Origin of the sequence: Enterococcus phoeniculicola ATCC BAA-412, assembly GCF_000407505.1 — a bacterium.
Taxonomy (GTDB): Bacteria; Bacillota; Bacilli; order Lactobacillales; family Enterococcaceae; genus Enterococcus_K; species Enterococcus_K phoeniculicola.
The window spans coordinates 249,232-273,829 of record NZ_ASWE01000001.1; the positions used below are offsets into that span (position 1 = coordinate 249,232).

Sequence of the window (24,598 nt, forward strand, 5' to 3'; positions counted from 1 at the left end):
AGCGTAAGTTTGTTTAAAAATAAGCAGCTGTTTTAAAAAGTGACAGTCTATTTTTAAGGTACGGGAAGTAAAAGAGTAATGGTTGTCCCTTTTCCTAGTTCAGAGTGTACATGAAGACCAAACTTGTAGCCATATAAAAGTTGCAGGCGCTCATTGATATTTTTTAAACCAATGCCTGAATAATGTTGTTTTAAATCATGATTTTGCGGTTTGTGGAGTCGTGGCTCAAATCCAATACCGTTATCAATAATCTCTATTTTTAGCTGCTGGTTACTGACACGAGAAAAGATATGAACGAATCCTTCTTGGCCATTTGGAAAAGCATGAAGATAAACATTTTCGATAATTGGCTGAAGAATCATTTTAGGAACAGGGATATTTTCACTTTCTTCATCAGAAAAAATATTGGTTTGGATTCCTTCGCCATAGCGGAGCTGTAAAATATTGATATAAGAATTCACAATTGCTAACTCGTCTTTTAAGGGAGCCATTTCTTCTTTATTACTAAGTGTATGACGAAGGAGCTGAATAAAGTTTTCTATTGCAGTGCTTGCCTTTTCCTGATCGTTTTGCCAAATTAAAAATTTGATAGCAGTCAAGGTATTATAAATAAAATGAGGCTGGATTTGCATTTGTAATGATTGAATTTCAATCAAACGTTTTTCTGACTCTGTTCGAATCAAATGATCGAAATAAGATTGCAGATCTTGGAGCATCAGATTATAAGCTCTGCCTAATTCTCTAGTTTCAAACGTTCCTTCTAGCTTCACTGTGTGGGAAAAATCTCCTTGTGTCACAGCAGGAAGTGCATCAATCAGATGATAAATAGGCTGTGTTGTTTTGCGAATGACGAAAAAAGCAGAGATGGTCACCAGCAGAATCCCAAGTACAGTAATTAAAATCGTGGGTTGAATTAGATTCATATTTTGAATTAATTTACTTTCATTAAAAATATCGTACAGCATAAAATTATAAGAATACAGAGGTTTTTGATTCACATTCTGTGCAGCCTTTTCAGAAGAGTCAGGGACATCAAAATGGGTGCCTAGCTGCTGTTTTTGATTGGAAGAAATGACATTATTATTTGCATCTAAAATAAATAGCTGATGGAGGTTAGCGTCTAATAAATCTTGATAGATAGATGAAAAATGCGCTTCGCTAATAAAGATGAGGGCATAACCAAAAACTGATTGTGCATCGGAAAGCTTTCGGATAAATAGGAGCCCAGGTTTTTCAAATGTAGAGGTAGTCAAGCCAGAATCCAAGTAAAAATATTGGCTGACAGCTGATTCTTCGTCTACTTTTTGAATGAGTGGGCCTGCTAAAAAGTCCTCAATGGATTGATTCCTTACGCCATCATTTTGGAAAAAAGTTTGTCCATTTTTTCCCAATAAAATAAGATTGGAGGGCGTGTCTTCAAAAACGGAACGGGTCATGCTCATTTCTTTTTTCAGGTCGACAATGGTTTGAGACCGATTATCAGATTCTTTTAAAAAATGTTCAACTACCTGACTATTATCGACTGTTTCAAAAATACGATTCATATTTTCGTTCAAAGTTTCATAGTCATCTTGAATCTTGTCTAGTAAAATCGTATTGGCTTGTAAATTCGCCTCAACGTAGGTGTTTTTTGAGCGTGTTAATACAACCATAACGGTGATAAGACAAACAGTAATCACGGACACAACAACAATTGCGAGTAAATAAGTAAAAAGCTGATTCTTTTTTATCCATAAGTGAAGCTTCGTCATAGCCGGTTATCCCTCCTGTATTGAGAAGGACTTAATTGAAATTCTTTTTTAAATGTCTTAGAAAAATAACTTAAATCTGAGTAGCCAGTTGCGTCACTAATCTCTGATAGATTTAACTCTGAATGTAAAAGTAATTCTTTAGCTTTTTCTAAACGCACTTTTTTTAAATAATCAGAGAAGCTCATGTGTAAACGACTAGAGATAAGGCTAGAGAGATACGTATAGCTAAAATGAAACATATCTGCTAGCTGAGTGAGAGAAATTGAATGCATGTAATGATCTTGAATGTAGCGCAAGAGCTCAGCTAGTTGTTCATCCTCTTGATCAGAATGTGCAGAAACAAGTTCTTTTTTTATAGATTCGGTCATAACCAGCAATAAAGAGGAAAAATCTTGTAAATAAGTACAGTTACTAATTTCAGTTAGAAAATCAGTTTTTAGCTGACTATATTGTGCATGGTTCGGATGATTTTCCTCTAATGTTGAAAGAAGTGTGTAAAAGATACTGCTTGCTTGCTGTTTTAAGAATGTAGGGCGAACAGAAGAGAGAATCATTTCATTAAAATACTCTTCAATTCTTTCTACACCTAGAATAAAATCATTGTCTAAAAGCGCTCTCAAAAATTTTCTTGTGTCAAATCGATCACCATTGTCTAATGAAAATAGCTCTGACTGTGAAGCAATCAGCTGTTTTTTAAAGAAAAAACGTTGCCCTTCACTTTGTGTTTTTAACTGGTTAAAAACTAAATTAAGCATATTCAAAGAAGAAAAAGGATCGCTTAAAATAAAAAATGCCTGTGGTTCTACATTTTTTAGTGATGAGAAGGAAGTAGCCAAAAACTCTTGGACGGGTGCCTGATTTTTTGAGGCAATGAGTAACCCAGCTGCAGTATTTCCTGTAGAAAACGGCAAAACATGAATGGAAAATTCTTCTAGGCAAAGCGTGTTCAGTACCGATGAAAGGTGAGAAAGTTCTTGGTACCAGCGCGCATTTGTATAGAGAAGATGATAGGTTTTCTCTTCTAAAAAATTTTCTATATCTGTAAACTCTTGATCGACATACCCAATAAGAGCGCGATTTAAGGATTGACTTAGTAATTCTTTTTGAGAAAGCAAATCATCAGTTGTCTTCAGTTTTTTTGCTACTTTTTTTAATGTAGTCAATAAGTTGCTAGGTGTTAACGTGGGCTTTAGCAGATAGTCGATGGCGCCGTTCTTATAGGAATCAGAAACATATGAAAACTCATCATAACTACTCAGCACTAAGAAATGGATATCTGGAAACTGCTGCTGAATGGTACGCGTTAGCTCTAGTCCATCTAGCTCGGGCATAATTAAATCAGTAATCACTATGTCGGGCTGAAGCTGCTTGATTTTTACCAGAGCCTCTCGACCATTACTTGCTTCTCCGATAATATGAAAGCCTTCTTTTTCCCAAACAACCAAATTTTTCAGCCCATCACGTATCGCTTCTTCATCATCAACCAGCAATATGGTTACCACTCTATTCAAAAATGCTTCCTCCTTTCCTGTTAGTTAAAGTATACCTGTTTCCATAAGGAAATGAAATTTGTAATAATTTCTTATTTTTGTAGAATTTTAGTCAGAGTCTGCAAATCTATTGAATGCGTTTGCAAAAAAAGATTATAGTACAAGTGTAAATAAAATAGAAACGAGGGGTTTTGATGAAAAAGGTTTTCTCAGTTTTTTTAATCACCGCGTTAGCCGTGGTGTTAGGGGCATGTGGTAGTTCAGGAGGCTCAGGCAATTCAGCAAAAGAAAAAGCAAATGAAAATAAAATTACTGTTTGGGCTTGGGATGAAACATTCAACATAAAAGCAGTAGAAGAAGCCAAAAAAGTCTATGAGAATTCAGATGTTGAGGTAGAAGTGGTAACCATGTCACAAGATGATATTGTTCAAAAACTAAATACCAGCTTGGCTTCAGGAAATACAGAGGGGCTACCCAATATTGTATTAATTGAAGATTATCGAATTCAAGGGTATCTATCTTCTTATCCAGATGCGTTTGCAGATTTAAGCGGAATTGTCAGCGAAAATGATTTTTCCCAATATAAATTTGCGGTAAACAAAGTAGAGGACAAAATTTATGGAGTTCCTTTCGACAGTGGGGTTGCTGGGCTGTTTTATCGTCAAGATTACCTGAAAGAAGCTGGATACAGCGAAGAAGACTTAAAAGATATTACTTGGGATGACTATATTACGATAGGAGAAAAAGTAAAAGAAAAGACAGGACATGCGCTTCTTTCTCTGAATCCTAGTGACTTGGGACTTGCACGAATCATTATGCAGTCAGCGGGGGATTGGTATACAGCCGAAGATGGAAAAACAGTCACTATTAAAGACAACGACTCTTTGAAATCAGGTTTAACAGTCTTTGCAAAATTGATTAATGATGGGTTAGCAGAGCAGGTATCCGATTGGGACGGCGGAGTGAATGCGGTACAATCTGGAAATGTGGCAAGCTCTCCTCTAGGAGCGTGGTACTCAAGCACTATTCAAGGTGGAAAAGACCAAAGCGGACAATGGCGCATTGCACCCATTCCAACAATTGCAGGAAATAAAGAATCAATTCATGCCTCAAGTATTGGCGGCGGTGGCTGGTATGTGATTAAAGGGGTGCCAGGTGAAAAAAATGCGATTGATTTCTTAGATAAGACCTTTGCTTCAAGTAAAGAATTAATGGAAACTTTAGCAAAAGAGATTGGGCTTGTTTCAACAATGAATGCTGCACAAGAGACAGATGTCTATAAAGCTGGCTTGGCTTTTTATGGGGACCAAAAAGTATTTGAAGACTTTTCTACATGGTCAGGTCAAGTTCCTGCGGTTAACTATGGAAATCATACGTATGCTATTGAATCTGTTTTGACAGAAAGCGTACAAGAAATTATTAGTGGAAAAGACATTGATCAAGTGCTAGCTAATGCGCAAGAGCAGGTAGAAGCACAGATTGCTAATTAACTAGGAGAGTTTTGTCAGAAGGCTAGAGCAAAGAGAACGAATCAAAACAGACCCGTTGTTTTTTGACTCTGCAACAGCTAGCTGCTGTGAAGAGGGCTCTTGTTCTAGCTTTATATTGTACTTATTACTTATATTGTATAACCACTCAAGGAGATGTTTCTATGGGAACGAAAAAGAGAAAAAACTGGATTGCAAATGGAAATATCTTTATTACATTACCCGTTATTCTTATCACGCTATTGGTTTTTGTACCGATGGCTTCAGCGTTGATTACCTCTTTTCAATCGGGTCCTCCATCGGCAATGACCTTTAATGGGTTTAGCAATTATCAGCGAATGCTTAGCGATACAACCTTTAAAAAAGCATTTGGCAACACTTTTTTATACTTAATCATTCAAGTTCCTATCATGTTATTTTTAGCATTACTCTTATCCAATGTCCTAAATGATAAAAAATTAAAGTTTAAGGGTCTTTTTCGGACGGCGTTATTCTTACCCTGTATTACGTCTCTCGTTTCGTATTCGCTGATTATGAAAAGTTTATTTTCTGCAAATGGACTGGTGAATAATATCTTAACAACCCTTCATCTGATTGATGCACCTATTCAATGGCTAACAGATCCGTTTTGGGCAAAGGTGTTGATTATTTTTGCTATTACTTGGCGATGGACGGGCTATAACATGATTTTTTTCCTATCAGGCATGCAAAATATTGAACCGAGTATTTATGAAGCAGCAGATATTGATGGGGCATCCAAATGGCAGCAGTTTTTCAAAATAACGATTCCGAATCTAAAACCGATTATTTTGTTTACAACGATTACTTCTACTATTGGCACACTTCAATTATTTGATGAGGTGCAAAATATTACAATGGGCGGTCCTGCCAACAGCACGACAACCTTGTCACAATATATTTATAATTTGAGCTATAAATTTACACCGAATTTTGGTTATGCGGCGGCGGTATCATTTGTCATTGTCATTGCGATTGTTGCTTTATCTATCATTCAAACAAAATTAGGAGGGAAAGAAAGCAAATGAAGAATCTCGGACTTACGGTTAAATATGGTTTATTGATTCTGATGTCCGTTCTTTCCATCTTCCCATTTGTCTGGATGATTTTAGGGATGACAAATGAAGCGGTGGATATAACGGCAGGGAAAATTATGGTTGGAAATCAGTTAATTATTAACTTTCAAAACCTGTTTCAGTCAGATTTGAATTTTATGCAAGCTCTTGGAAACTCTGCTTTTTTAGCAGTCGTTACAACAATATTAGCCTTGATTTTCTCTTCAATGGCAGGCTATGGATTTGAAATTTACCAGTCAAAGGCAAAGGATATACTTTTTACAATTCTTCTATTATCAATGATGGTTCCTTTTGCAGCGCTCATGATTCCGTTATATCGAATGTTTAGTCAGCTAAATGGGACTCCTTTGGGAATTAACAATATGACGGTGGTTATACTGCCGGCAATCTGTACGGCATTTCTTATCTTCTTCTTCCGGCAAAATATCAAATCATTCCCTAAAGAGCTTGTAGAAGCAGCAAGAATAGACGGTCTGGGAGAGTTGAACATATTTTTTAGAGTGTATATGCCCACTGCAAAAAATACCTATGCAGCGGCAGCAATTATTACCTTTATGAATAGCTGGAATAACTACTTATGGCCGTTAGTTGCGTTACAGTCTCCTGATAAGCGAACCGTCCCGTTAGTCTTGTCGGCGATGGGTGCCTCATACACGCCAGATTACGGGATGATGATGTGTGGTATTGTGATTGCCACCTTGCCAACAGCATTTATCTTTTTCCTCTTACAAAAACAATTTGTTCAGGGCATGATAGGTTCGGTAAAATAAGAAAAATGATTTTTCAATACACGTTAATAGAAACACCCTCTTTTTATTCGTTCGATAAAAAGAGGGGTGTTTGTCATTTTCAAGTAAAATCATTAAAAAATTAGCTTAATCTGCTTGAATTTCAATGACTCGATCAACGATGTCTTGGTAAAATTCTTGCTCGTGAGAAACAATAATGACTGTTCCAGCAAAGGAAGCTAAGCTGTTTTGCAGGCTGACTTTTGTTTCCTGATCGATATGGTTGGTCGGTTCATCAAGAATAAGAAAGTTTCCCTTTTGCATCGTCATTTGGCAAAGCTTTACTTTTGTTTGTTCTCCTCCACTTAAAGTTGAAAGGGGTTCTTGTGCAAGTTGATTAGGAAGACCCGCCCTTGAAAGGTGCTTTCTAAGCTCCTTAATAGTTGCCTTAGGGTACAAATCGCTAAGGTATTGTAAAGGTGTTTCAAAAGGATTACTCCAAACTAAATCCTGTGAAAAATAATTGATTTTGGTGTTTTCAGGAAAATGGAAGTCACCATCTAATTTCTCTATTTCTCCAATTAATGTTTTTAGTAACGTTGATTTTCCAATACCATTAAATCCTCGGATGGCTACTTTTTCTCCATAGCGAATCGTTAATTGAATCGGAGGCAAGAGTGGACGCTCATACCCGATTTCAAGTGAGGTTGTTTCCAATGCCAGTGTAGTGACAATTGGTGCATAAGGAAAATCGAAATTTGGTTTTGCCGTACTACCAGGAGGTGTTAGACGATCAATTTTATCTAATTGTTTTTGTCTGCTTTTTGCCATAGTGGAACGAGAGCCTGCTTTGTACTTCCGAATATAGCTTTCTGTTTTCTCTATATGTTTTTGTTGTGCGTGATACTGGCGCAGATAGGATTCACGATTTTGCTCTTTTTGTTTCAGGGCTTGCTCAAGATTCCCTGTGTATTTGATTAAACGACCAAATTCAATGTCCGCAATGTGTGTAGTAATCTGGTTTAAAAATGCTCGGTCGTGGGAAACAACTAAAAAGGCGCCGGAAAATGATTGGAGAAATTGTGTCAGCCAGCTAATATGTTCATCATCTAAGTGATTCGTCGGTTCATCTAGGATTAGAACATCAGGTTTTTCTAATAAGAGTTTTGCTAAAATAAGCTTTGAACGTTGCCCGCCACTGAGGTTTTTCAATGGTGTGTCCATTCCCAGAACATCAATTCCAAGCCCTGTACTCATTTCATTGACTAATGTGTCAATCTGATAAAAATCCCCTTGGTCCAGCTGTGTCTGTAACTGCCCAGCTTTTTCTAATAATCGATCATCAAGCGTTTCCCCGTACTCCGTGTATAAAGCGGCGATTTTTTCCTCTTTTTCATAAGAATCTTTAAAAGCAAGACGTAGAAATGCGCGAATGCTAAGATGTTCATCAACCTCTACATACTGATCTAGATAGCCAATACGGGCATTTTTTTGCCAGAGAATTCGTCCGTCATCTGGTAGAATTTCTCCCGTAATTATTTTGATAAGGGTACTTTTTCCTGCTCCGTTTTGTCCAATCAATCCAAGGTGTTCTCCGGCGTTTAATTGTAAATCAATTCCTTCATAAAGAATTTTTTCGCCAAATTGTTGGGTAATATTCGTTAAAGTTAACATGTGTGTTCCTTCTTTCTATCAATATAAATAAAAATAGCAGAGAAAGAGCGATGCTCTTTTCTGCTGAAATGAAAAAAGCTATCAACAAAGGCAATTGTTGATAGCGTAATATACAAGTACATAACTCGAAAAACGTGAATGACAAATAAACCCGTCAAAATTGACCGTTTTTCGATGAAGAAATGGATCGAAATCCTATTGTATATGCTTTTAACAATGCTTCATCGTATCCAGTTGTTAAAAGCTGCTTCTCTAATTAGAGGAAAACTAATATGACTATTCATGTTCATACACCTCGACTTGTTTGTTGTAATAGACTTTATCACTTGCTTTTTTTTCTGTCAAGCAAAGAAAGTGAAAAAAATTCTTGAATTGGATGAAAAAAATCAGAAATTATTCAAATTAGTCCAATTGTTCTTTTTATTATGAAACTCTTTTATTCATCTTTATTGATAATAAATAATGAAATAGACCAATTTTTCATTTAAAGAAATATGCATGAAAAACCACCTACTACGCGATTTATCAAGGAAAAAAGGAGCAATCTTCCTTGCGTTGGCTAATAAACGGTGCTATAATTGGACTATACCAAAAACGAACAATAAAGGGGTAATCATGATGGAAATCATTCGCGTAAAAAACGCCGAAGAAGGCGGAAAAAAAGCATTTGAAATTATTCAGTCAGGCATTGAAAATGGGGCAACAGTATTAGGGTTGGCAACAGGTAGCACGCCAGAAACATTATATAAAGAAATGAGAGAAAGTGATATTGACTTTAGTGGAATGGTTTCAATCAACCTTGATGAATATCTTGGATTAGGTGGAAATGATGCACAAAGTTACCGTCACTTCATGAATACACAATTATTTGATACAAAACCTTTTAAAGAAACATTTGTGCCAAATGGGAAAGCAGAAAATCCTGAAGCAGAATGTAAGCATTACGATGAAATTATTGATGCGCATCCAATCGATATCCAAATTTTGGGTATTGGGACTAACGGACATATCGGGTTTAACGAACCTGGAGCACCACTTGATGGCGGAACGGCTGTAGTTGATTTGACTGAATCAACGATTGAATCAAATAAACGTTATTTTGATAAAGTTGAAGATGTACCAACGAAAGCAATTTCCATGGGAATCGGCTCAATTTTAAAAGGAAAGAAAATGGTTCTTATGGCTTATGGAGAAAACAAAGCAGATGCGATTCAAGCAATGATTAATGGTGCAGTAACGACACATGTTCCAGCAAGTGCGTTACAAAATCATTCAGATGTTGTGGTTATCATTGATGATGCAGCAGGAAGTAAATTATAAATCAAAGAATCTATGTACAATTGAAAGAGGTTGGGATAGAAGTGTACCGATGTAATTTCAGCTTATTTTCAGAGTCTTCAACCCGAGCATATTCCATGCATAGAAGACGATGAGAGGTGAGTCGCTTCTGTTCCCAACCTTTATTAAGATTTTACGAGGGTAAGCATAACTTAGATAGTTATGGCTACCCTCTTTTTTGTTAGTTGACAGCCCTTGATTTATTCAGTAAATTTGCCGTGGAAAATGAGTATTCGGATGCGAATTTAACGCAAGAGTGGTATAGTTAAAGAAGTGAGGTGACCAAAAATGGTAAGTCCATTAACAATCCCGGAAATTGTTTTACGTCTTGTTCTGGCTATTTTAATGAGTGGAGTTATTGGTTTTGAACGACAGTACAAGAGTCGTCCGGCAGGAATGCGTACCCATATCTTGGTTTGTTTAGGAGCGACAATTGTTGCATTGATTCAGGTAGAAATTGCCAGTGGTGCGATTCAAGCAGCATTAGAAAATCCAAAATTGACAGGTGTTATTCGATCTGATGAAGCTCGTCTAATTGCACAAGTTGTAAGTGGGGTTGGTTTCTTAGGGGCAGGGACGATTATCGTCACAAAACGTTCGGTTACAGGTTTGACGACGGCTGCATCCTTGTGGGCAGTAGCAGGATTAGGAATTGCGATTGGTATGGGCTTTTACGCAATTGCTATTACCAGCTTTCTAGCCATCTTTTTTGCGCTGGCTATTGTCAAACGAATTATCCATATCCCAACAACTAAAAAGTTAGAGGTACAGTATATTCACCGCGAAGAAACCAAGAGCTTTATTTCTCAATATTTTGAAGAGCGGAAAATTGATATTGAAGATGTTAATTTTGATGTAAAATTTGTCGAGGATTATCGAATTTACACCAATATTTATACAATTGATTTGCCAAGAGGGCTCACGTATGCGGAGGTAATTGAAGAGCTATCTACATACAAGAACATTACAAAATTACGTTTAGTAACCATTTGACAGGAGGATATTCATGAATTTAGCAAATTTTAGAGAACTAGGTGGTTTGAAAAATAAAGAAGGAAGAAAAGTGAAGCATAATCGTCTTTTACGTTCAGGAGAAGTGTTTCAAATTGATGATGCAAGTCGTACAACATTGAAACAGCACGAGTTGAACAAGATTATTGATTTACGCGGAAAACAGGAAATCACTACGCGCCCAGATGATGAACTAGAATCTGTAAGCTATCATTGGATTGATATTATGAAAGAAGTCCATGATAACGGAAGTATGGAAGACTTGATGGATGTGAGTGATCTTCAGTTAGTCGATAGTCACATGAAAAAAATCTATTATAATCTAATTCTGAATGAAGGCGCACAACAAGGCTATCGTGAATATTTTGAGGAATTGCTAAAGACTGAAACGGGTAGTGTTCTTTTCCACTGCTTTGCAGGAAAAGATCGTACAGGGGTTGCAGCTGCTTTGACATTGGAGTTTCTAGAGGTACCAAGAGAAACGATTTATGAAGATTATCTAAAGACTAACAGTCAACGGAAAAAACCAAATGAGCAATTTTTAAAAGAAGCTGCCTCTAGAGGGTTATCAGAAGGACAGCTGGCAGGAATTAAAGTAGCGATGGAAGTAGAAAAGGACTATTTAGATTATGCTTACCAGTTGATCGATGAAAACTTTGGAGGCATTCAAGGATATGGCAAAGAAGTGTTACGCTTAAGTCCGTCTGATTACCAATTACTTCAAGAATTGTACCTAGATTAATCAATAAAAAAACAGGTTTCAGCCAAAGTTAGGGCTGTTGCCTGTTTTTTTGTATAAGAAAATCACTAGGGGTGAATAAAAAAATACAAGCCCCAAGAAGTGACGACCGTAAGGAACCCGCTAATAAGATTCACCCAGTCATTATCTAAAAAACGCAATCCTTTTATCAAAGTTGTTTGTTTGCCATGGTGCATTGTTTTTTCTGTCCATTGATGACAAACAGAACATTCATAGCGTGCTTGAAGCCCTGCACCTAGCAGACTATCAAAAATAGATGCTAAAGCTCCGCTAAAAAAGGGAACAAGAAAATAAGAAAATGAAACAAGAGAAAACCCGCTGGTTATACTAATTAAAAGCCAGAAACTCACTGAGAGAAGAAATGAAGCACTGAAAGAAGCAACTGTTCCTAAAATTGTTATTCCTCCAGATGTTCCAGGAGGAAGTTTTTTAAGAGTAAGAATAGAACGCGGAGATGAGGGACTCAATACGCCAATTTCTGATGCCCATGTATCTGATGCAGCTCCTGCTATTCCAGCGGCATAACCGATAAGAAACAGTTCATTGGCTGTAGAAAAATAAAAAACTAGACTAATTAATGCAGGAAAACTATTTGCCAACACTTGTTTGGCATCTCTAGTTGCACCTTTTTCAGCAATCGAGTCGCCAATTTGTGGAAATAATTGTTTCTTTACTAAATGAATCCCACCAGAGCTCAAGAAAAACAGAACAATCAGGACCCACGTGGGCCATGAGCCAATCGTTGTAAGAAGAACACCGATAAAAATCAGAGCAATCGTACCAGAACGTGTGAGTTGTTTTGTTAAATAAGCAAAAAAGCCAATGATCAGGCTTGTAAATACACCAAAAAGTGCTCGATAAAATAGAATTAACAGCATATGAACGCTCCTTTTTCAATAAGTGTAGCATAATTTTATCAAAAAGAAGAGTCGTAGAAAGGAATAACCAGTCCTATAAACTCTTTTTAAAAAGTGTGAGAAAGGCAATTTTTTACTGTTTGCAAAAAAGTGCTCACGTTACTGGAACGTGAGCACTGTCTTTGCTTATTTATAGGGTATGTTTAGTTAATTCAAAAAAATAATCAAGCACAGAAACAGTCGTCAATTGTGCTATTCGTACCATTTGTTCAACTGGTTTTTAATGGAAGCTGAACAAATGTTGTGTGATAAAAAACGATAGGAAGGTTCTGTAACCAGCAGAAAACGGGCTCATTAGACCTTCGTTTTTTTAAGTTATTGTTTCCTTTTCGATGAGCATTATATGTGTGAGGAACAAATGACCATTTCTATTACCCCAGGCTGTTTATTTTTCAATATCATCATGAAGGATTTCGTGAAGCTGAAACGCGCGGTTATAGAAGGTTAATCCTGTAATCATTATCCAAGCAGATAGTAAGCCTAATAGACTACCTAGAACAATTCCTAAAAATCGGTATTGAACGAGCGAAAAAACATATTGATGACGAACAAGCATGGAAAGCAAGAGCGTCATAGGGGTTGTAAAAAAGTTAGCAACGGCGTAATTTCGGCGAATGAAGAATTCAACGGTTAAATACAGCATTGTAATCACAATGATCGATTGAAAGGTTGATAAAGGTAAATTTAAAAGAAAAGAAGCAATGAGAATTCCGACGGTAGTTCCAAAAATACGTTGTACATTCCGATGCATCATTGCTCGAAGCGTATCTCCTTGTAAAATAGCGGCACATGAAACGACTAGCCAGTAAGGGTTCACAAGGTGCAAGGATTGGCTTAGGTAAACAGCAAAAAATAAAATACCACCATAAAATAATGCATCAACAATGGAAGCTGGATCTGTATATAGACGTTCTTGCAGGGTCACTTTTTTGACTGGTACAGGAGGAAGCTTCTCTGTTTTTTGAACGAGGCAAGCAACAATGATGGAAATAAGAATGCCAACTAAGAAAAAGAAACTCATTTTTGGAATTGATTCTAAGGGAATCTTTGTACTAGAGCCCATTCCCGTTACCAAGACAATAAAGAAGACACCAGGCTTGGCAATTTTGAATAGACGAAATAGTAATCGACCTAAAAATGCGACAAGACCTACAAGAATCGGTGCGGTCCAAGAAAGATGGGTGGAAAGCATACCTAAAAAATTTCCTAATAACAGAAAGAATCCAACTAGGCTTAAACGAGTAATCAGCTGTTTGATTGGAATATTTTGATAGTAGAGAAACGTAAAAATACCAAGTGAGCCAAAGCTTCCGATGGCTAAATCATGCAATGCATAACCAAGTAATAGGATAGAAAGCATACAGATTCCTGCGCCCACTAAACGAAAAGGATTATCCTTTGTTTTGTGAAATGTTGTTAATTCTTTTATAAATGATTGGTCCATTTTAACACTCCTTCTCTATTAACTGTAGCACAAAAAGAAAAGAAAAGGTAATCGTATTTTCAGAAAAAAGAAAAAGAAGGAATAATTGTATTGACTTTTTACAAAAATGCCTGTATACTGATAAAGTTGAGAAATAAAAGCAGAAGCCGCCGCTTCTCGCCTTAGTTGATTTTGTCACTGGGCCAGATAGTTTCACTTGCAGTAGTGTAAGTTGAATGACGCGCGGGTTCAGACGAAGAACTCGTTTTTTTATTGCCTAAAAAGGTAATCTTTTCTTTCTCTCAATAAACCTGGAGGTGAATGACCATAGCAAAGGATATGATGGTTAACGACGGCATACGTGCACGCGAATTACGATTAATCGGTTCAGACGGCGAGCAATTAGGTGTGAAAACAAAAGCTGAGGCGCTTCAAATTGCAGAACAATCCAATTTAGACCTTGTCTTAGTAGCACCCGGAGCAAAACCGCCCGTTGCGCGAATCATGGATCACGGAAAATTCCGTTTTGAACAGCAGAAAAAAGAACGTGAAGCACGTAAAAAGCAAAAAGTGATCAATGTTAAAGAAGTTCGTTTAAGTCCAACAATCGATGTCAATGACTTTAACACCAAACTTCGTAATGCCCGCAAGTTCTTGGAAAAAGGAGACAAAGTGAAAGCTTCTATCCGTTTCAAAGGCCGTGCCATTACCCATAAAGAGATTGGTCAGAAAGTTCTTGATCGTTTAGCTGAAGAGACAGCTGATATTGCAACTGTTGAACAAAAAGCGAAAATGGACGGACGCAGCATGTTTCTAACGCTGGCACCGAAAAACGAAAAGTAAGTTTTTATTGACTCACTGATTGTTAGACAGTCACAGTCGGATAATGAAAGATTTTGAGGAGGAAATTAGTCATGCCAAAACAAAAAACACACCGCGGATCAGCAAAACGTTTCAAACGTACTGGTAAAGGCGGATTGAAGAGATTCCGTGCGTTTACAAGTCACCGTTTCCACGGTAAAACTAAGAAACAACGCCGTCAATTGCGTAAAGCAAGTATGGTATCATCTGGCGATTACAAACGTATCCGTCAACAATTAGCAAAAATGAAATAAGCCATACATTAAGGCTTTACCAAATTTAAAATTCAAAGAGAAGATTTATTAGGAGGAATTAAACATGGCACGTGTTAAAGGTGGAACAGTAACTCGTAAACGTCGTAAAAAAGTGCTTAAATTAGCAAAAGGTTACTACGGTTCAAAACATACCCTATTTAAAACAGCAAAAGAACAAGTAATGAATTCATATAACTATGCATACCGCGATCGTCGTCAAAAGAAACGCGACTTCCGTAAATTATGGATTGCTCGTATCAATGCAGCAGCTCGTATGAATGGCTTAAGCTACTCAAAATTAATGCACGGTTTGAAATTGGCAGAAATTGATATCAACCGCAAAATGTTAGCAGACTTAGCTGTAAACGATGCATCAGCTTTCACAGCGTTAGCTGACCAAGCAAAAGATGCTTTAAGCAAATAAGCTTATAAACATTGACATAGAAACGTTATCCCCACTCGTTTGAGTGGGGATTTTTGGCTCTTTGTCAATAAGGACTGATGAGTTATACAAAATCAAATCTGGGTCAGAATGAACCTCATTCTGGCTCAGATTTTTTGTTATCTTACTTTGATTAATTGATTGATCAAAAAGATTCTAATTCTCATGTTCTCAAATGATTTAAATCCGTAGGATACTCGTTTCATTGTCTTTATGTGTGTGTTCTTTGCTTCTATTTTTCCATTGGAGTAAGGGTAGATCATTGCGTTGGTGATGCCTTCTTCATAATTCAGAAGGTTTTGAAGCTTCTTCCGAAAACCGTCATCTAGTGTTTCGGGAAGTTCTGCCAATAAGGAGAAAAATAAGTCAGGGTCTTTGTCTCGAAAGGCTTCAACTAATTCATGAAAAAAGGGATACGCCTCCTTCAGGGGCGCAGAAAAGCCAAGCAATCGATCAATCATCATTGCTTCAGTAAGAAACGGGTATTTTGGCGCTCGGAAACTTTTCCATGTTTTGTATTCATAATGGTTGATGTTTGCACGATTTTTTAGCAGAAAGCGCCAGTTCTTTCTCAGCTTTTCTGCCAGACTTTTCTGTCCTACTTTACGAAGCTCATTCATTTCACGGATACGTAACTCATTGAACGCCTGATTCATGTGTTTGACAATATGAAACCGATCAATCACTACTTTCGCATTTGGCAAAACACGCTTGGTGAGCTGGAAGTAGGCGGCGTTCATGTCTGTAACCAAGAATTCTACTTCTTCTGGATTGGTACAGCCTAAGAAATAGCTTGTTAATCGAGGTAACTTACGCGTAGGCAAGACATCAATTAATTTTCCTGTTTCGCCATCTGCGCAAATAAAGCTCATTTTATCTTCTATGGAAGCGTGCGAACGAAATTCATCAACCATCAATACTCTGGGGAGAATCTTCTTAGATTGCTTTGGTAAATAGCTTTTAAACTCTTTCAATGTACGAATAACGGTGGTCAAAGATACCTGACAGCTTTTCGCAATAAAAGATAAAGATACTTTTTCAGTCAGTAAAGAAGCAATTTTATATCTGACATGATTTGCGATTGAATGTCTAGGTTGGACAAAAGAACTTTGAGCAGTCCAATGAGTTCGACAATTTTTACAGGTATAGCGCTGCTTTTTTAAGCGCATAACCAAAGGCATATGATTGTATTGTTCAAAGCGGACAATCGTTTCCTTCTTCCCGTTTTTCACTACAATTGCTTTCCCATTTCCATCTACCACAGTAGAACCACAACTTCTACACGCACGAGGAGCAGGCGAGAGAACAGCATCGACGATCAACGTCTTTTCCTTCTGAAAGGTCTCGTAAGAGACCTCTGTAATCATCAAATCTTTCTCTATTATTCTCAGCATTTTTTTGATAGAATCATTCATATAGCATATCGTCCTCTCAGTTGTTTATTTTGTGGTGATTTAATCATACTAGAGAACGATATGTTTTTTAATACCTAAAGTGAAAATGGGACTGAAGAATCAATTATGATTCATCAGTCCCATAAATTATAGAGCCGGATTTTTTGGGCTCCAAATCAAATAAGTGAGGCGAGCCAAATTGTACAGCTCCCCCAAATAGAAGACCGAAAATCCTTTTTACGATTTTTGGTCTTCTATTTTTTTCTATAAGTGTGTTCAGATCCTTATTCTCTATCGCTGTTTATTAATTCTATTCTTTTGTCAGAGCACAGGCTGTTGATTTTTGCGAATAGATTTTCTCTCTCTGTATGTAAGAAAGGCTATCTAAGATTTGATTGATAAACTACTAGGCAAACGTATTGAATATGTGCCTATAGGTTTTATTTGTTTGTCCACTTATATGGACATTTTAATAAAGTAAACGTTACCAAATTAATGGTATTGTTTTATTAAGGAGTTGAGTGTTATGAAATTAAGTAAAAAAGAATCAGAACTGCTTGAACTTTTTGTCTTAAAAGATACTAAACTTACTGCAAAAGAAATAGCTGAGTCTTTAAATATATCTTCAAAAACGGTATATAGGCTAGTTCATAAAATTAATGAAGCCAGTGAATTTGGTATTTTGATTGAAACCTATATTGGTAAGGGAATGAAAATGAACTATCGTAATTATTTAAAATATCGGTCCATATTTAAGCAAAGCGGTTCAGAAACAGAGGAAAGAGTTAGTTCAGTACTAATGAATTTACTAAGTAGTTCTCCTCTATTTATTTCAATAGAAAACTTATTTAAACGGTACTTTATATCTTCAGAAACTCAGTATAAGGATCTTGAAAAAATAAAAAAGAAAATGAAACAGTTCGATTTACTTTTGGAAAGAAAAGAAAACAAAATACGGATTATCGGTAAGGAACAAAGTATTAGAAAAGCAATTTATCACATGTTGTTAAGAACAGCTATTGTCGATACAGATTTTTACGTAATTGACAATAAGAATATTAGTCAGTACGATATCGATTTTTTAACAGCTCAATTGGAATTAATTGAAAAAAAGATAAAAGGAAATATCCCTTATCCATATAACATTAATATATTTTCGCATCTGTATATTTTAGTTATGAGAATAAGAAATGGATTTATTCCTAAGAATAGAGAGGACAAGACGTTAGACGCGTATGAAGTGAGTCTGAAAGAATCAAATCAGGAAATTTATGGAATTTCTCAAAAAATAGTGGGAAATCTAAGCCATTATTTATCAGAAAAAATTGATCAAATAGAAGAATTTTATTTATTTCAGTACATCATATCTTCGGGAATAGAAGAACAGTCATTTGAACTCTACTCAGATGGTCAATTGAAATTAATATTTGAAGATGCGATTGATTTTGTAAGTCAACATATGGCTCTAGATTTTTCAAGCTTAAAAGAAGACAAAAGTTTTTTTAATCATTTTAGAGTGATGCTCTACAGAAATAAAAACAAGATAGTTATTGTTAATAATTTATTGGGGGAAATAAAAAAAGAATACCCAGAGTTATTCAAATCAGTGGAAAAGTTAAGCCACTACCTGTCAAGCGAGTATTCATTAGCGCCAATATCTGAAGATGAAAGTGGATTTACTATGTTATATTTCGCTAAAGATTTTGAAAAACTAAAAACTAAGAAACGAGTCATTATTATGTGTAGTAGTGGTGTGGGAACAAGTGAATTATTAAAGGTGAAGGTTCAGAGAAACTTTCCAACGTTAGATATAATCGATGTCGTCTCCGTTAACCAATTTAAAAAGAAATATATGGAAGAAAAAGTTATCGTAGATTTCATCATATCAACTATAAATATTACTTTGTATAACTTAATTTTAGAAGTACCAGTGGCTTTAGTAAGTGCGATGTTTACAGGGAAAGATCAGGAAACAATACGATTAATGATGGAGGGAATTTAAATGGAATTAATTGATATTAGAGAGGTAATTAATCAAGAGTTAATTATTGAAGAGTTGAATGTGGAAACAAAACTAGAGGCACTACAGGCATTGGTTAATTTATTGGATACCCAAGGCTATTTAATAGATCCAGAAGAATTTTTAAACGATGTGTTATTGAGAGAAGAGGAGGGAGTAACTGGATTAGGCGAGGGCATTGCTATCCCGCATGGCAAATCTGATGGAGTCAATAAAACGGTAATAGCTATTGGTAAAAATAAGAAGGGGATTGATTGGGGTTCAGTGGATGAAGAGTTAGTTGAAGTTATTATTTTATTTGCTGTGAAAAAAACAGATGAAACAACTTTACACATTAAAATGCTTCAAAAGGTAGCCATATTATTGTCAGATGAAGAGTTATTATACAAATTGAGAAATGCTGCAACTAATTTAGAGATATACGAATTATTAACGGAATAAAAATAGGAGGGGTTCATATGAAACTAGTAGCAGTAGTTGCCTGTACTTCGGGTATAGCACATACCTATATTGCAAAAGAAAAATTAATAAGTGCATCCAAAAAAAGAGGTCATACGATTAAAGTGGAAACACAAGGAACCATTGGCATTGAAAACGAGCTTACACGTGAGGATATAAAAAATGCAGACATCGTTATTATGGCTACTGATATTCAAACAACTGGGAACGATCGCTTTAATGGGAAAAAAACGATGAAAGTTCCAACAAATGTTGCTGTTAAAGCAGCAGGACAGCTTATTGAAAAGATTGAGGATGAATTTAATAAGGAGGATTAACATGAAAAAGGCGTTGAATGAATTAAAGAGACACGCATTGACAGCCATCAGCTATATGCTGCCATTAGTTGTAGCCTCTGGTTTGTTGATTGCTATAGGTAACTTGATGGGTGGACAAGTTATCGAGGATTATACTCAAAGTTTTACAATCGCAAGTGCATTGACTAGTTTGGGCGTAATGGGGATGGGCTTATTAGCACCATTTATTGGCGGATATATTTCGTATTCAATTGCTGAGAGACCGGGTATTGCTCCGGGATTCTTAATGGGAATGATAGCGAATGCATTAGGTGCTGGTTTTTTGGGAGGGATGATAGGAGGATACCTAGTAGGTTACTTTATTTTATGGATGAAGAAAACATGGAAAGTACCTAAATGGGCAGATGGTTTAATGCCAATGATGATTATTCCTACAGTTTCTTCAATTGTTATTGGACTGGTTATGTTCTTTGTTATCGGAGGACCTATTGCCTGGATAACAGAATTGCTGGTTGTATTTTTAAATAGTTTAGATGAGTCATCAAGATTTGTTTATGGGTTTATTTTCGGCGTTTTAGGCGCATTTGATTTTGGCGGCCCCATCAGTAAAGTCCCTAATTTAATGGCGGATGGTCTGTTGATGGAAGGGATTCTTGAACCAGAGGCAATTAAAGTAATTGGAGCGATGGTACCACCAATTGGCGTAACTTTTGCATGGCTATTTTCTAAATTTAGTAATAAGAGAGTATTCACAAAAGTAGAAGAAGATGCTATTAAAGTAGCGTTTCCTATGGGCTTAACAATGATTACAGAGGGTGTCATCCCGATTGCAATGAATGATTTATTACGTACAGTCTTTGCTTGTAGTATGGGGACTGGGATAGCAGGAGCAATTAACTTCTATTTCCAAAATGGTTCACCCGTGCCGTCTGGAGGCGTCTTTGTTATTCCAGTTATGACCAAGCCATTTGTTGGACTGCTAGCCTTAATAGCGGGATCAGTTGTTACAGGTATCATTTTGTTGGTGATTAAGAAAACTATCAGTGATGAAGAGTATGATTCTACTCAATTAGAAGAAGAGCAAGAAATGGATTTATCTGGATTTAGTTTAAATGATTAAAAATAATAAAAAAAGGTGGAAAAAAACATGTTAATTTCAATGGAAAAAATGTTAAAAGTAGCGAAAGAAAATAAATTTGCTGTAGGTGCGTATAATATATCAGATGCTAATATTTTTAAAGCAGTTGTAGAAAAAGCAGAAGAATTAAATGCACCAACTATTATTGCTATTCATCCTGATGAGCTAAGTTTTGTAACAGGTGAATTTATTGCGTATGTTAGAGAAAGATTATGGAATAGTCCGGTTCCTTTTGTACTTCATTTGGATCATGGCGGTTCGGTGAAAGACGTTATAACCGCAATTAATCATGGATTTACTTCTGTCATGATTGATGCGTCCTTACTTGCTTTTGAAGAAAATATAGCAATTACCAAAAAAGTAGTGGATCTTGCTCATACAGTAGGCGTTTCTGTAGAAGGAGAATTAGGAACAATCGGTGATACAGGAGCATCTATAGAAGGGGGTGTAACTGAGATTACGTATACTAAACCTAAAGAAGCGAAAGAGTTTGTTGAGCGTACAGGAGTGGATACACTTGCTATTGCAATTGGAACAGCGCATGGTATTTATCCAGAAGGGTTTGTTCCTAAATTAAAATTAGATTTATTAAGTGAAATAGCAGCAGAAGTGGATGTACCATTAGTGTTGCATGGTGGATCTTCAAACTCAGATGATGAATTACGAGTTGCAGTTGAAAAAGGAATTCAAAAAATCAACATTTCGAGTGACATTAAGAAGCCATATTTTGCTAAATTGCAAGACGTTTTAAACAACGATTTTTTCTGGGAGCCAAACACTGTATTTCCTCCATGTATTCTTGAATCCAAAGCAGTGGTAGAGGATAAAATGAATTTGTTTAATTCAGTTGATAAAGTAAAATATTTTAATTAAGAAGAGTGGACTCTTCAACGTAAGGCAAAAATAAAATGAAAAAGTTGATTGGAGATAGGAGTAGAAGCAGCTAATTCCGAGAACCAAGATAGTCTCCCTCTTTATCTGTTTTTGAAAGAAACAGATGAAGAGGGAGATTTTCAGTTTTATTGAAAAGCCTTCAATTCTATCATATATCATGTATAGAAGGCGATAAGAGCAAAAAAGGAGATGAATCGAATTTCATCAGTTGATAAGGTTGGATTATAGATTTTTTTGAAGAGTTAAAAAGGTTTTCGCTCAATGAGAACGCTTCCTTTTCGGATGGTAAAATTTCTTTAGAAGATAGTTTTTAATAAGAAAAATTAAATGAAAGTGAAGCGATATTGGACAAAAGATGGTATTCTATTGAGGAACTTGTTACTATTATTTTATAGAAAAATAGTAGTCATAAGCTTTGGTGAAGCACGGGTTACATCACAACAAAAACAAAAAGGAGAGAGTCGTAATAGATGGAGGATGTTTTTGAGCTTCGTATCACGTGGAAAAATAGCTTTCAACAGATAGGAATTGGTATCGTAATGAGTTTATTCGTTTTGGGAGTCGCTATTTGGTTTGTTTTCCCTTATTTACGTGAGCCCAACATGGAAAATGGTCTTTTTTCTTTATTAATTGTGGGAATAGCGCTGCTGACAGGAACAATTTTCTTTGCAGGATTTCTTTTATACTTTGCAGGTGCTCTTATTTATGTTGGGATACGAGATATTGATTTTATGAGAAAGAATAAGGGGATTCTTTATAGAATGGATAAGGAAGGGTTTGTTTATCACGAAAATTGGCAATTGTTGAAGAAAACATGGCAGGAAGTTTCAGATGTGGGGCTCTTTAAACAGGAATCTAAAAAAGTGAAAGTTCTCTATAAATATCAAGTGAAATTTTCTGATGGCACTTGTCACACCTTTGATTTACGAGGCAGCTATCCTACAAAAGAGTTTCTCTCCAAAATTGAAGAATACTGGTTAAAGTATATGTATGAATAATTATTTGCTAATGTGGTAGAGGGTGATAGTAGCCAGGAAGCAAGCAGAGTTGTAAATTGTTCGTCACTTAGAGTAGTCTGTCTAATCAATTAAACCAAATAAATAGATAAATAACTATCGCGAAAATAGAGACAAATGAAAGAGCAAGGATAATATAAGCTATTTTTTGATTTTTCCACGTAACTCTTTTTTTTCTAGTCATCATATAGAACACGAAAAGTAATATAGGAATACTAAACCAATAGTCCATAATATCCTCCTTATCTAAAGCTCTTATTTTTTATAGGTACAATGATCTAAATACATATATATTTTACCAGAATTGGGATGGCTTGCAATCAAATTAGCTCCTTCAGTAAAGCGCTTAGAAAAAGCTAAAGCCCCAAGTCCGGCAATCACTGCCAATATAGCTGCTATCGGTCCTGTTTCAATACCGGCCGCTGCAATTGCGGCAGTTATCCCTAGAATACCTTCCGCAGTAGCTGCTTTCCTGAAAGCATTTTTTAACTTTGTTCCATCAGCTTTTGAAGTATACGTCCACAAAATCCCGATACTAATTACACTGGCAGAAGAAAAAGGTTGCAGACGAGGATCAAAGGGACTTGATTGCACAATTATTTCACTTTCGGTAAAAACGTTTCCGTTTTCATCTTGATAAATAGTTTCAGATTCTAATAAATCAGAGGTAGCCGCTTTAGAACTAGTCATGATACTTGAGCTATTTTTAGATACTTCAGATGCGTGAACCACGGCTCCGGAGAATACAAAAGGACTTATTGCCATAATAACCGCTGTCATGTAGCAAAAAAAATTTGAAATTTTAAACCTTTTCATGATATTTCCCCTCCTAAATCAATATTGTGGACACCGACATTCTATTCTCTTTTGATACTTTTTATATTAGTTTATAATTATATATTGACGTATGTACGATTAAATAACTCTAATGAAGTATATATTTAATAGCCAGCGATGATATAAAAAATGTCTTATAATTTTTAAGTTATTTTTATTAAAGTATAGTAGTACTTTTTCTAATAGTTATTGAAGCTTGACCTTCAACAAAATACTTCAAGCTTTTAAAACTAGTATCTGAACAATATTTTCATCGATTTATAACGTATTTAAATACTTAAATAGAGGTAGCTGTAGAAGAAGTACTTGTTAAATCAAAAGGAACTGAATTAGTCGCTTCCTTAGAATCTAAAGGTAACGATTGATGCAATGAGATACTAATAATAATTGAGTAGGCAAGGCATCAGCAAAATAAGGCAACTACGCTGATAAACAATTAGCTATCCTCACCTGATGGAGTGGGGATTTTTTGTTCAAAAACTAAAGTAAACGGGCAATTGGTAATTAACCTGTCTGTCATAGTTCTGGAACAGAGAGAAGAACGGAAAAGAAAGTTCGCTCCGCACGCATATATTTTTTGAATTAAAAAAGTTTACTGTAAATTCAGTAAACTATTGATTGTTTTGGTTAAGTAGTCTATATTTTATAGTGATGAAACCGTATTTTTATTATTTGGAGGGGGTAAAGTGAAAAAAGCGCTAATAAGTAGTGAATTGGCAAATACAGAGATAAAAGCTGTTGGGAAAGTAATCATCGGAAATGTTTTTTTGGGACTTGCATATGCAAAATGGATGAAGCCAGATGGTATCATAAATGGTGGGGTAACAAGCATAGCAATGATTTTGGAAAAAGTTACGGGTATTCAAATTTTCTATCTTACTTCTGTAATTACCGCTTTTTTATTGTTGTTTTGCTTTCTTTTTTTAGGAAAAGGCAACTTTTTTAAATCAATTGTCAGTAGTGTCTGTTATAACCTGTTTTTTGCATTATTTTATTTGATGAACATAAACTTGCAAGTAAATATTGTAGTGGACTTTTTTTTAGCAAGTATCTTCATTGCAGTAGGGTATTACTGTTGTATTTCAGCAAATGCTTCAACTGTTGGAATGGATGTTATTGCGTTAGCTATTAATAAAAAAAATCCTGAATTTAGTGTGGCACGTGGTATTCGCTATATAAATTTTGGCGTACTTGCTTTGGGATTTCTAACTTATGGGGTAAAATCAGTAGTGATAGGCATTTTATTTAGTTTAGTAAATTCATACATGTTAGATTTTTTATTAAAAAAGGATAGTAAGAGATAAGAGAATAAAA

General features: G+C 35.8%; 22 protein-coding genes and 1 pseudogene. 16 read left to right on the plus strand and 7 right to left on the minus strand.

The window, feature by feature from the left end; genetic code table 11:
• Positions 1-53 precede the first annotated feature (53 nt).
• Positions 54-1,751, minus strand: coding sequence for a sensor histidine kinase (locus tag I589_RS01085; RefSeq protein WP_010769990.1), 1,698 nt, complete (start codon positions 1,749-1,751; stop codon positions 54-56).
• On the minus strand, positions 1,748-3,253 hold the full coding sequence (locus I589_RS01090; protein WP_245561673.1) for a response regulator transcription factor: 1,506 nt from the start codon (positions 3,251-3,253) through the stop codon (positions 1,748-1,750). The genes I589_RS01085 and I589_RS01090 overlap by 4 nt, the downstream gene beginning before the upstream one ends.
• Before the next feature lie 182 nt (positions 3,254-3,435).
• Between I589_RS01090 and I589_RS01095 the strand changes: the two genes are divergently transcribed.
• The 3 genes and pseudogenes from I589_RS01095 to I589_RS01105 form a co-directional block, all read left to right on the plus strand.
• A complete protein-coding gene (locus I589_RS01095; RefSeq protein WP_010769988.1) occupies positions 3,436-4,731 on the plus strand; it encodes an ABC transporter substrate-binding protein in 1,296 nt (431 codons plus the stop codon).
• Between the two features lie 161 nt (positions 4,732-4,892).
• Positions 4,893-5,774 carry a carbohydrate ABC transporter permease gene (locus I589_RS01100; RefSeq protein WP_010769987.1) on the plus strand — a complete coding sequence of 294 codons (882 nt, stop codon included), beginning with the start codon at positions 4,893-4,895 and terminating at the stop codon, positions 5,772-5,774.
• Between the two features lie 44 nt (positions 5,775-5,818).
• Positions 5,819-6,592: pseudogene (locus tag I589_RS01105) on the plus strand (carbohydrate ABC transporter permease); the annotation flags it as partial.
• A 105-nt stretch (positions 6,593-6,697) separates the two neighbouring features.
• Here the strand turns inward: I589_RS01105 and I589_RS01110 are convergent.
• Entirely contained in the window at positions 6,698-8,224 is a 1,527-nt protein-coding gene (locus I589_RS01110; RefSeq protein WP_010769985.1) for an ABC-F family ATP-binding cassette domain-containing protein, read from the minus strand.
• Between the two features lie 618 nt (positions 8,225-8,842).
• On the opposite strand from I589_RS01110, the gene I589_RS01115 reads away from it, so the two are divergent.
• From I589_RS01115 to I589_RS01125, 3 genes are all read left to right on the plus strand, one after another.
• On the plus strand, positions 8,843-9,544 hold the full coding sequence (locus tag I589_RS01115) for a glucosamine-6-phosphate deaminase (RefSeq protein ID WP_010769984.1): 702 nt from the start codon (positions 8,843-8,845) through the stop codon (positions 9,542-9,544).
• A 306-nt stretch (positions 9,545-9,850) separates the two neighbouring features.
• Positions 9,851-10,555, plus strand: a complete 705-nt coding sequence (locus I589_RS01120) for an MgtC/SapB family protein (protein ID WP_010769983.1) — start codon at positions 9,851-9,853, stop codon at positions 10,553-10,555.
• Between the two features lie 13 nt (positions 10,556-10,568).
• On the plus strand, positions 10,569-11,315 hold the full coding sequence (locus tag I589_RS01125) for a tyrosine-protein phosphatase (protein WP_010769982.1): 747 nt from the start codon (positions 10,569-10,571) through the stop codon (positions 11,313-11,315).
• A 65-nt stretch (positions 11,316-11,380) separates the two neighbouring features.
• Here I589_RS01125 and I589_RS01130 read toward each other — a convergent pair whose 3' ends face one another.
• Both I589_RS01130 and I589_RS01135 read right to left on the minus strand, forming a co-directional pair.
• Positions 11,381-12,211 (minus strand): DUF92 domain-containing protein, encoded by an 831-nt coding sequence (locus I589_RS01130; RefSeq protein ID WP_010769981.1) that lies wholly within the window; start codon positions 12,209-12,211, stop codon positions 11,381-11,383.
• A gap of 424 nt (positions 12,212-12,635) precedes the next feature.
• Positions 12,636-13,694, minus strand: coding sequence for an FUSC family protein (locus I589_RS01135; protein ID WP_010769980.1), 1,059 nt, complete (start codon positions 13,692-13,694; stop codon positions 12,636-12,638).
• Between the two features lie 300 nt (positions 13,695-13,994).
• Here I589_RS01135 and infC point away from each other — a divergent pair, with 300 nt between their 5' ends.
• The 3 genes from infC (at position 13,995) to rplT (ending at position 15,212) form a co-directional block, all read left to right on the plus strand.
• A complete protein-coding gene (infC, locus tag I589_RS01140; RefSeq protein WP_010769979.1) occupies positions 13,995-14,516 on the plus strand; it encodes a translation initiation factor IF-3 in 522 nt (173 codons plus the stop codon).
• Between the two features lie 71 nt (positions 14,517-14,587).
• Positions 14,588-14,788, plus strand: a complete 201-nt coding sequence (gene rpmI, locus I589_RS01145) for a 50S ribosomal protein L35 (RefSeq protein WP_010769978.1) — start codon at positions 14,588-14,590, stop codon at positions 14,786-14,788.
• A 64-nt stretch (positions 14,789-14,852) separates the two neighbouring features.
• Positions 14,853-15,212, plus strand: coding sequence for a 50S ribosomal protein L20 (gene rplT / locus I589_RS01150; protein ID WP_010769977.1), 360 nt, complete (start codon positions 14,853-14,855; stop codon positions 15,210-15,212).
• Between the two features lie 137 nt (positions 15,213-15,349).
• Here rplT and I589_RS01155 read toward each other — a convergent pair whose 3' ends face one another.
• Positions 15,350-16,645 carry an ISL3 family transposase gene (locus I589_RS01155; RefSeq protein ID WP_010766954.1) on the minus strand — a complete coding sequence of 432 codons (1,296 nt, stop codon included), beginning with the start codon at positions 16,643-16,645 and terminating at the stop codon, positions 15,350-15,352.
• Between the two features lie 505 nt (positions 16,646-17,150).
• Between I589_RS01155 and I589_RS01160 the strand changes: the two genes are divergently transcribed.
• From I589_RS01160 to I589_RS01185, 6 genes are all read left to right on the plus strand, one after another.
• Positions 17,151-18,626: a BglG family transcription antiterminator gene (locus I589_RS01160; protein ID WP_010769976.1), complete on the plus strand. Its 1,476-nt coding sequence runs from the start codon at positions 17,151-17,153 to the stop codon at positions 18,624-18,626.
• Complete coding sequence (locus tag I589_RS01165; RefSeq protein WP_010769975.1) at positions 18,627-19,085, plus strand: PTS sugar transporter subunit IIA; 459 nt, start codon at positions 18,627-18,629, stop codon at positions 19,083-19,085.
• A 17-nt stretch (positions 19,086-19,102) separates the two neighbouring features.
• Positions 19,103-19,420, plus strand: coding sequence for a PTS fructose transporter subunit IIB (locus I589_RS01170; RefSeq protein ID WP_010769974.1), 318 nt, complete (start codon positions 19,103-19,105; stop codon positions 19,418-19,420).
• Between the two features lies 1 nt (position 19,421).
• Complete coding sequence (locus tag I589_RS01175; RefSeq protein ID WP_010769973.1) at positions 19,422-20,519, plus strand: PTS fructose transporter subunit IIC; 1,098 nt, start codon at positions 19,422-19,424, stop codon at positions 20,517-20,519.
• Positions 20,520-20,546: 27 nt separating this feature from the next.
• Positions 20,547-21,410 carry a ketose-bisphosphate aldolase gene (locus I589_RS01180; protein WP_010769972.1) on the plus strand — a complete coding sequence of 288 codons (864 nt, stop codon included), beginning with the start codon at positions 20,547-20,549 and terminating at the stop codon, positions 21,408-21,410.
• A 491-nt stretch (positions 21,411-21,901) separates the two neighbouring features.
• Positions 21,902-22,429 carry a potassium/proton antiporter family protein gene (locus I589_RS01185; protein WP_010769971.1) on the plus strand — a complete coding sequence of 176 codons (528 nt, stop codon included), beginning with the start codon at positions 21,902-21,904 and terminating at the stop codon, positions 22,427-22,429.
• Between the two features lie 273 nt (positions 22,430-22,702).
• On the opposite strand, the gene I589_RS01190 is transcribed toward I589_RS01185, so the two are convergent.
• Positions 22,703-23,263: a hypothetical protein gene (locus I589_RS01190; protein ID WP_010769969.1), complete on the minus strand. Its 561-nt coding sequence runs from the start codon at positions 23,261-23,263 to the stop codon at positions 22,703-22,705.
• 707 nt (positions 23,264-23,970) lie between these two features.
• Between I589_RS01190 and I589_RS01195 the strand changes: the two genes are divergently transcribed.
• Positions 23,971-24,588: a YitT family protein gene (locus I589_RS01195; RefSeq protein WP_010769968.1), complete on the plus strand. Its 618-nt coding sequence runs from the start codon at positions 23,971-23,973 to the stop codon at positions 24,586-24,588.
• Positions 24,589-24,598: the final 10 nt, after the last annotated feature.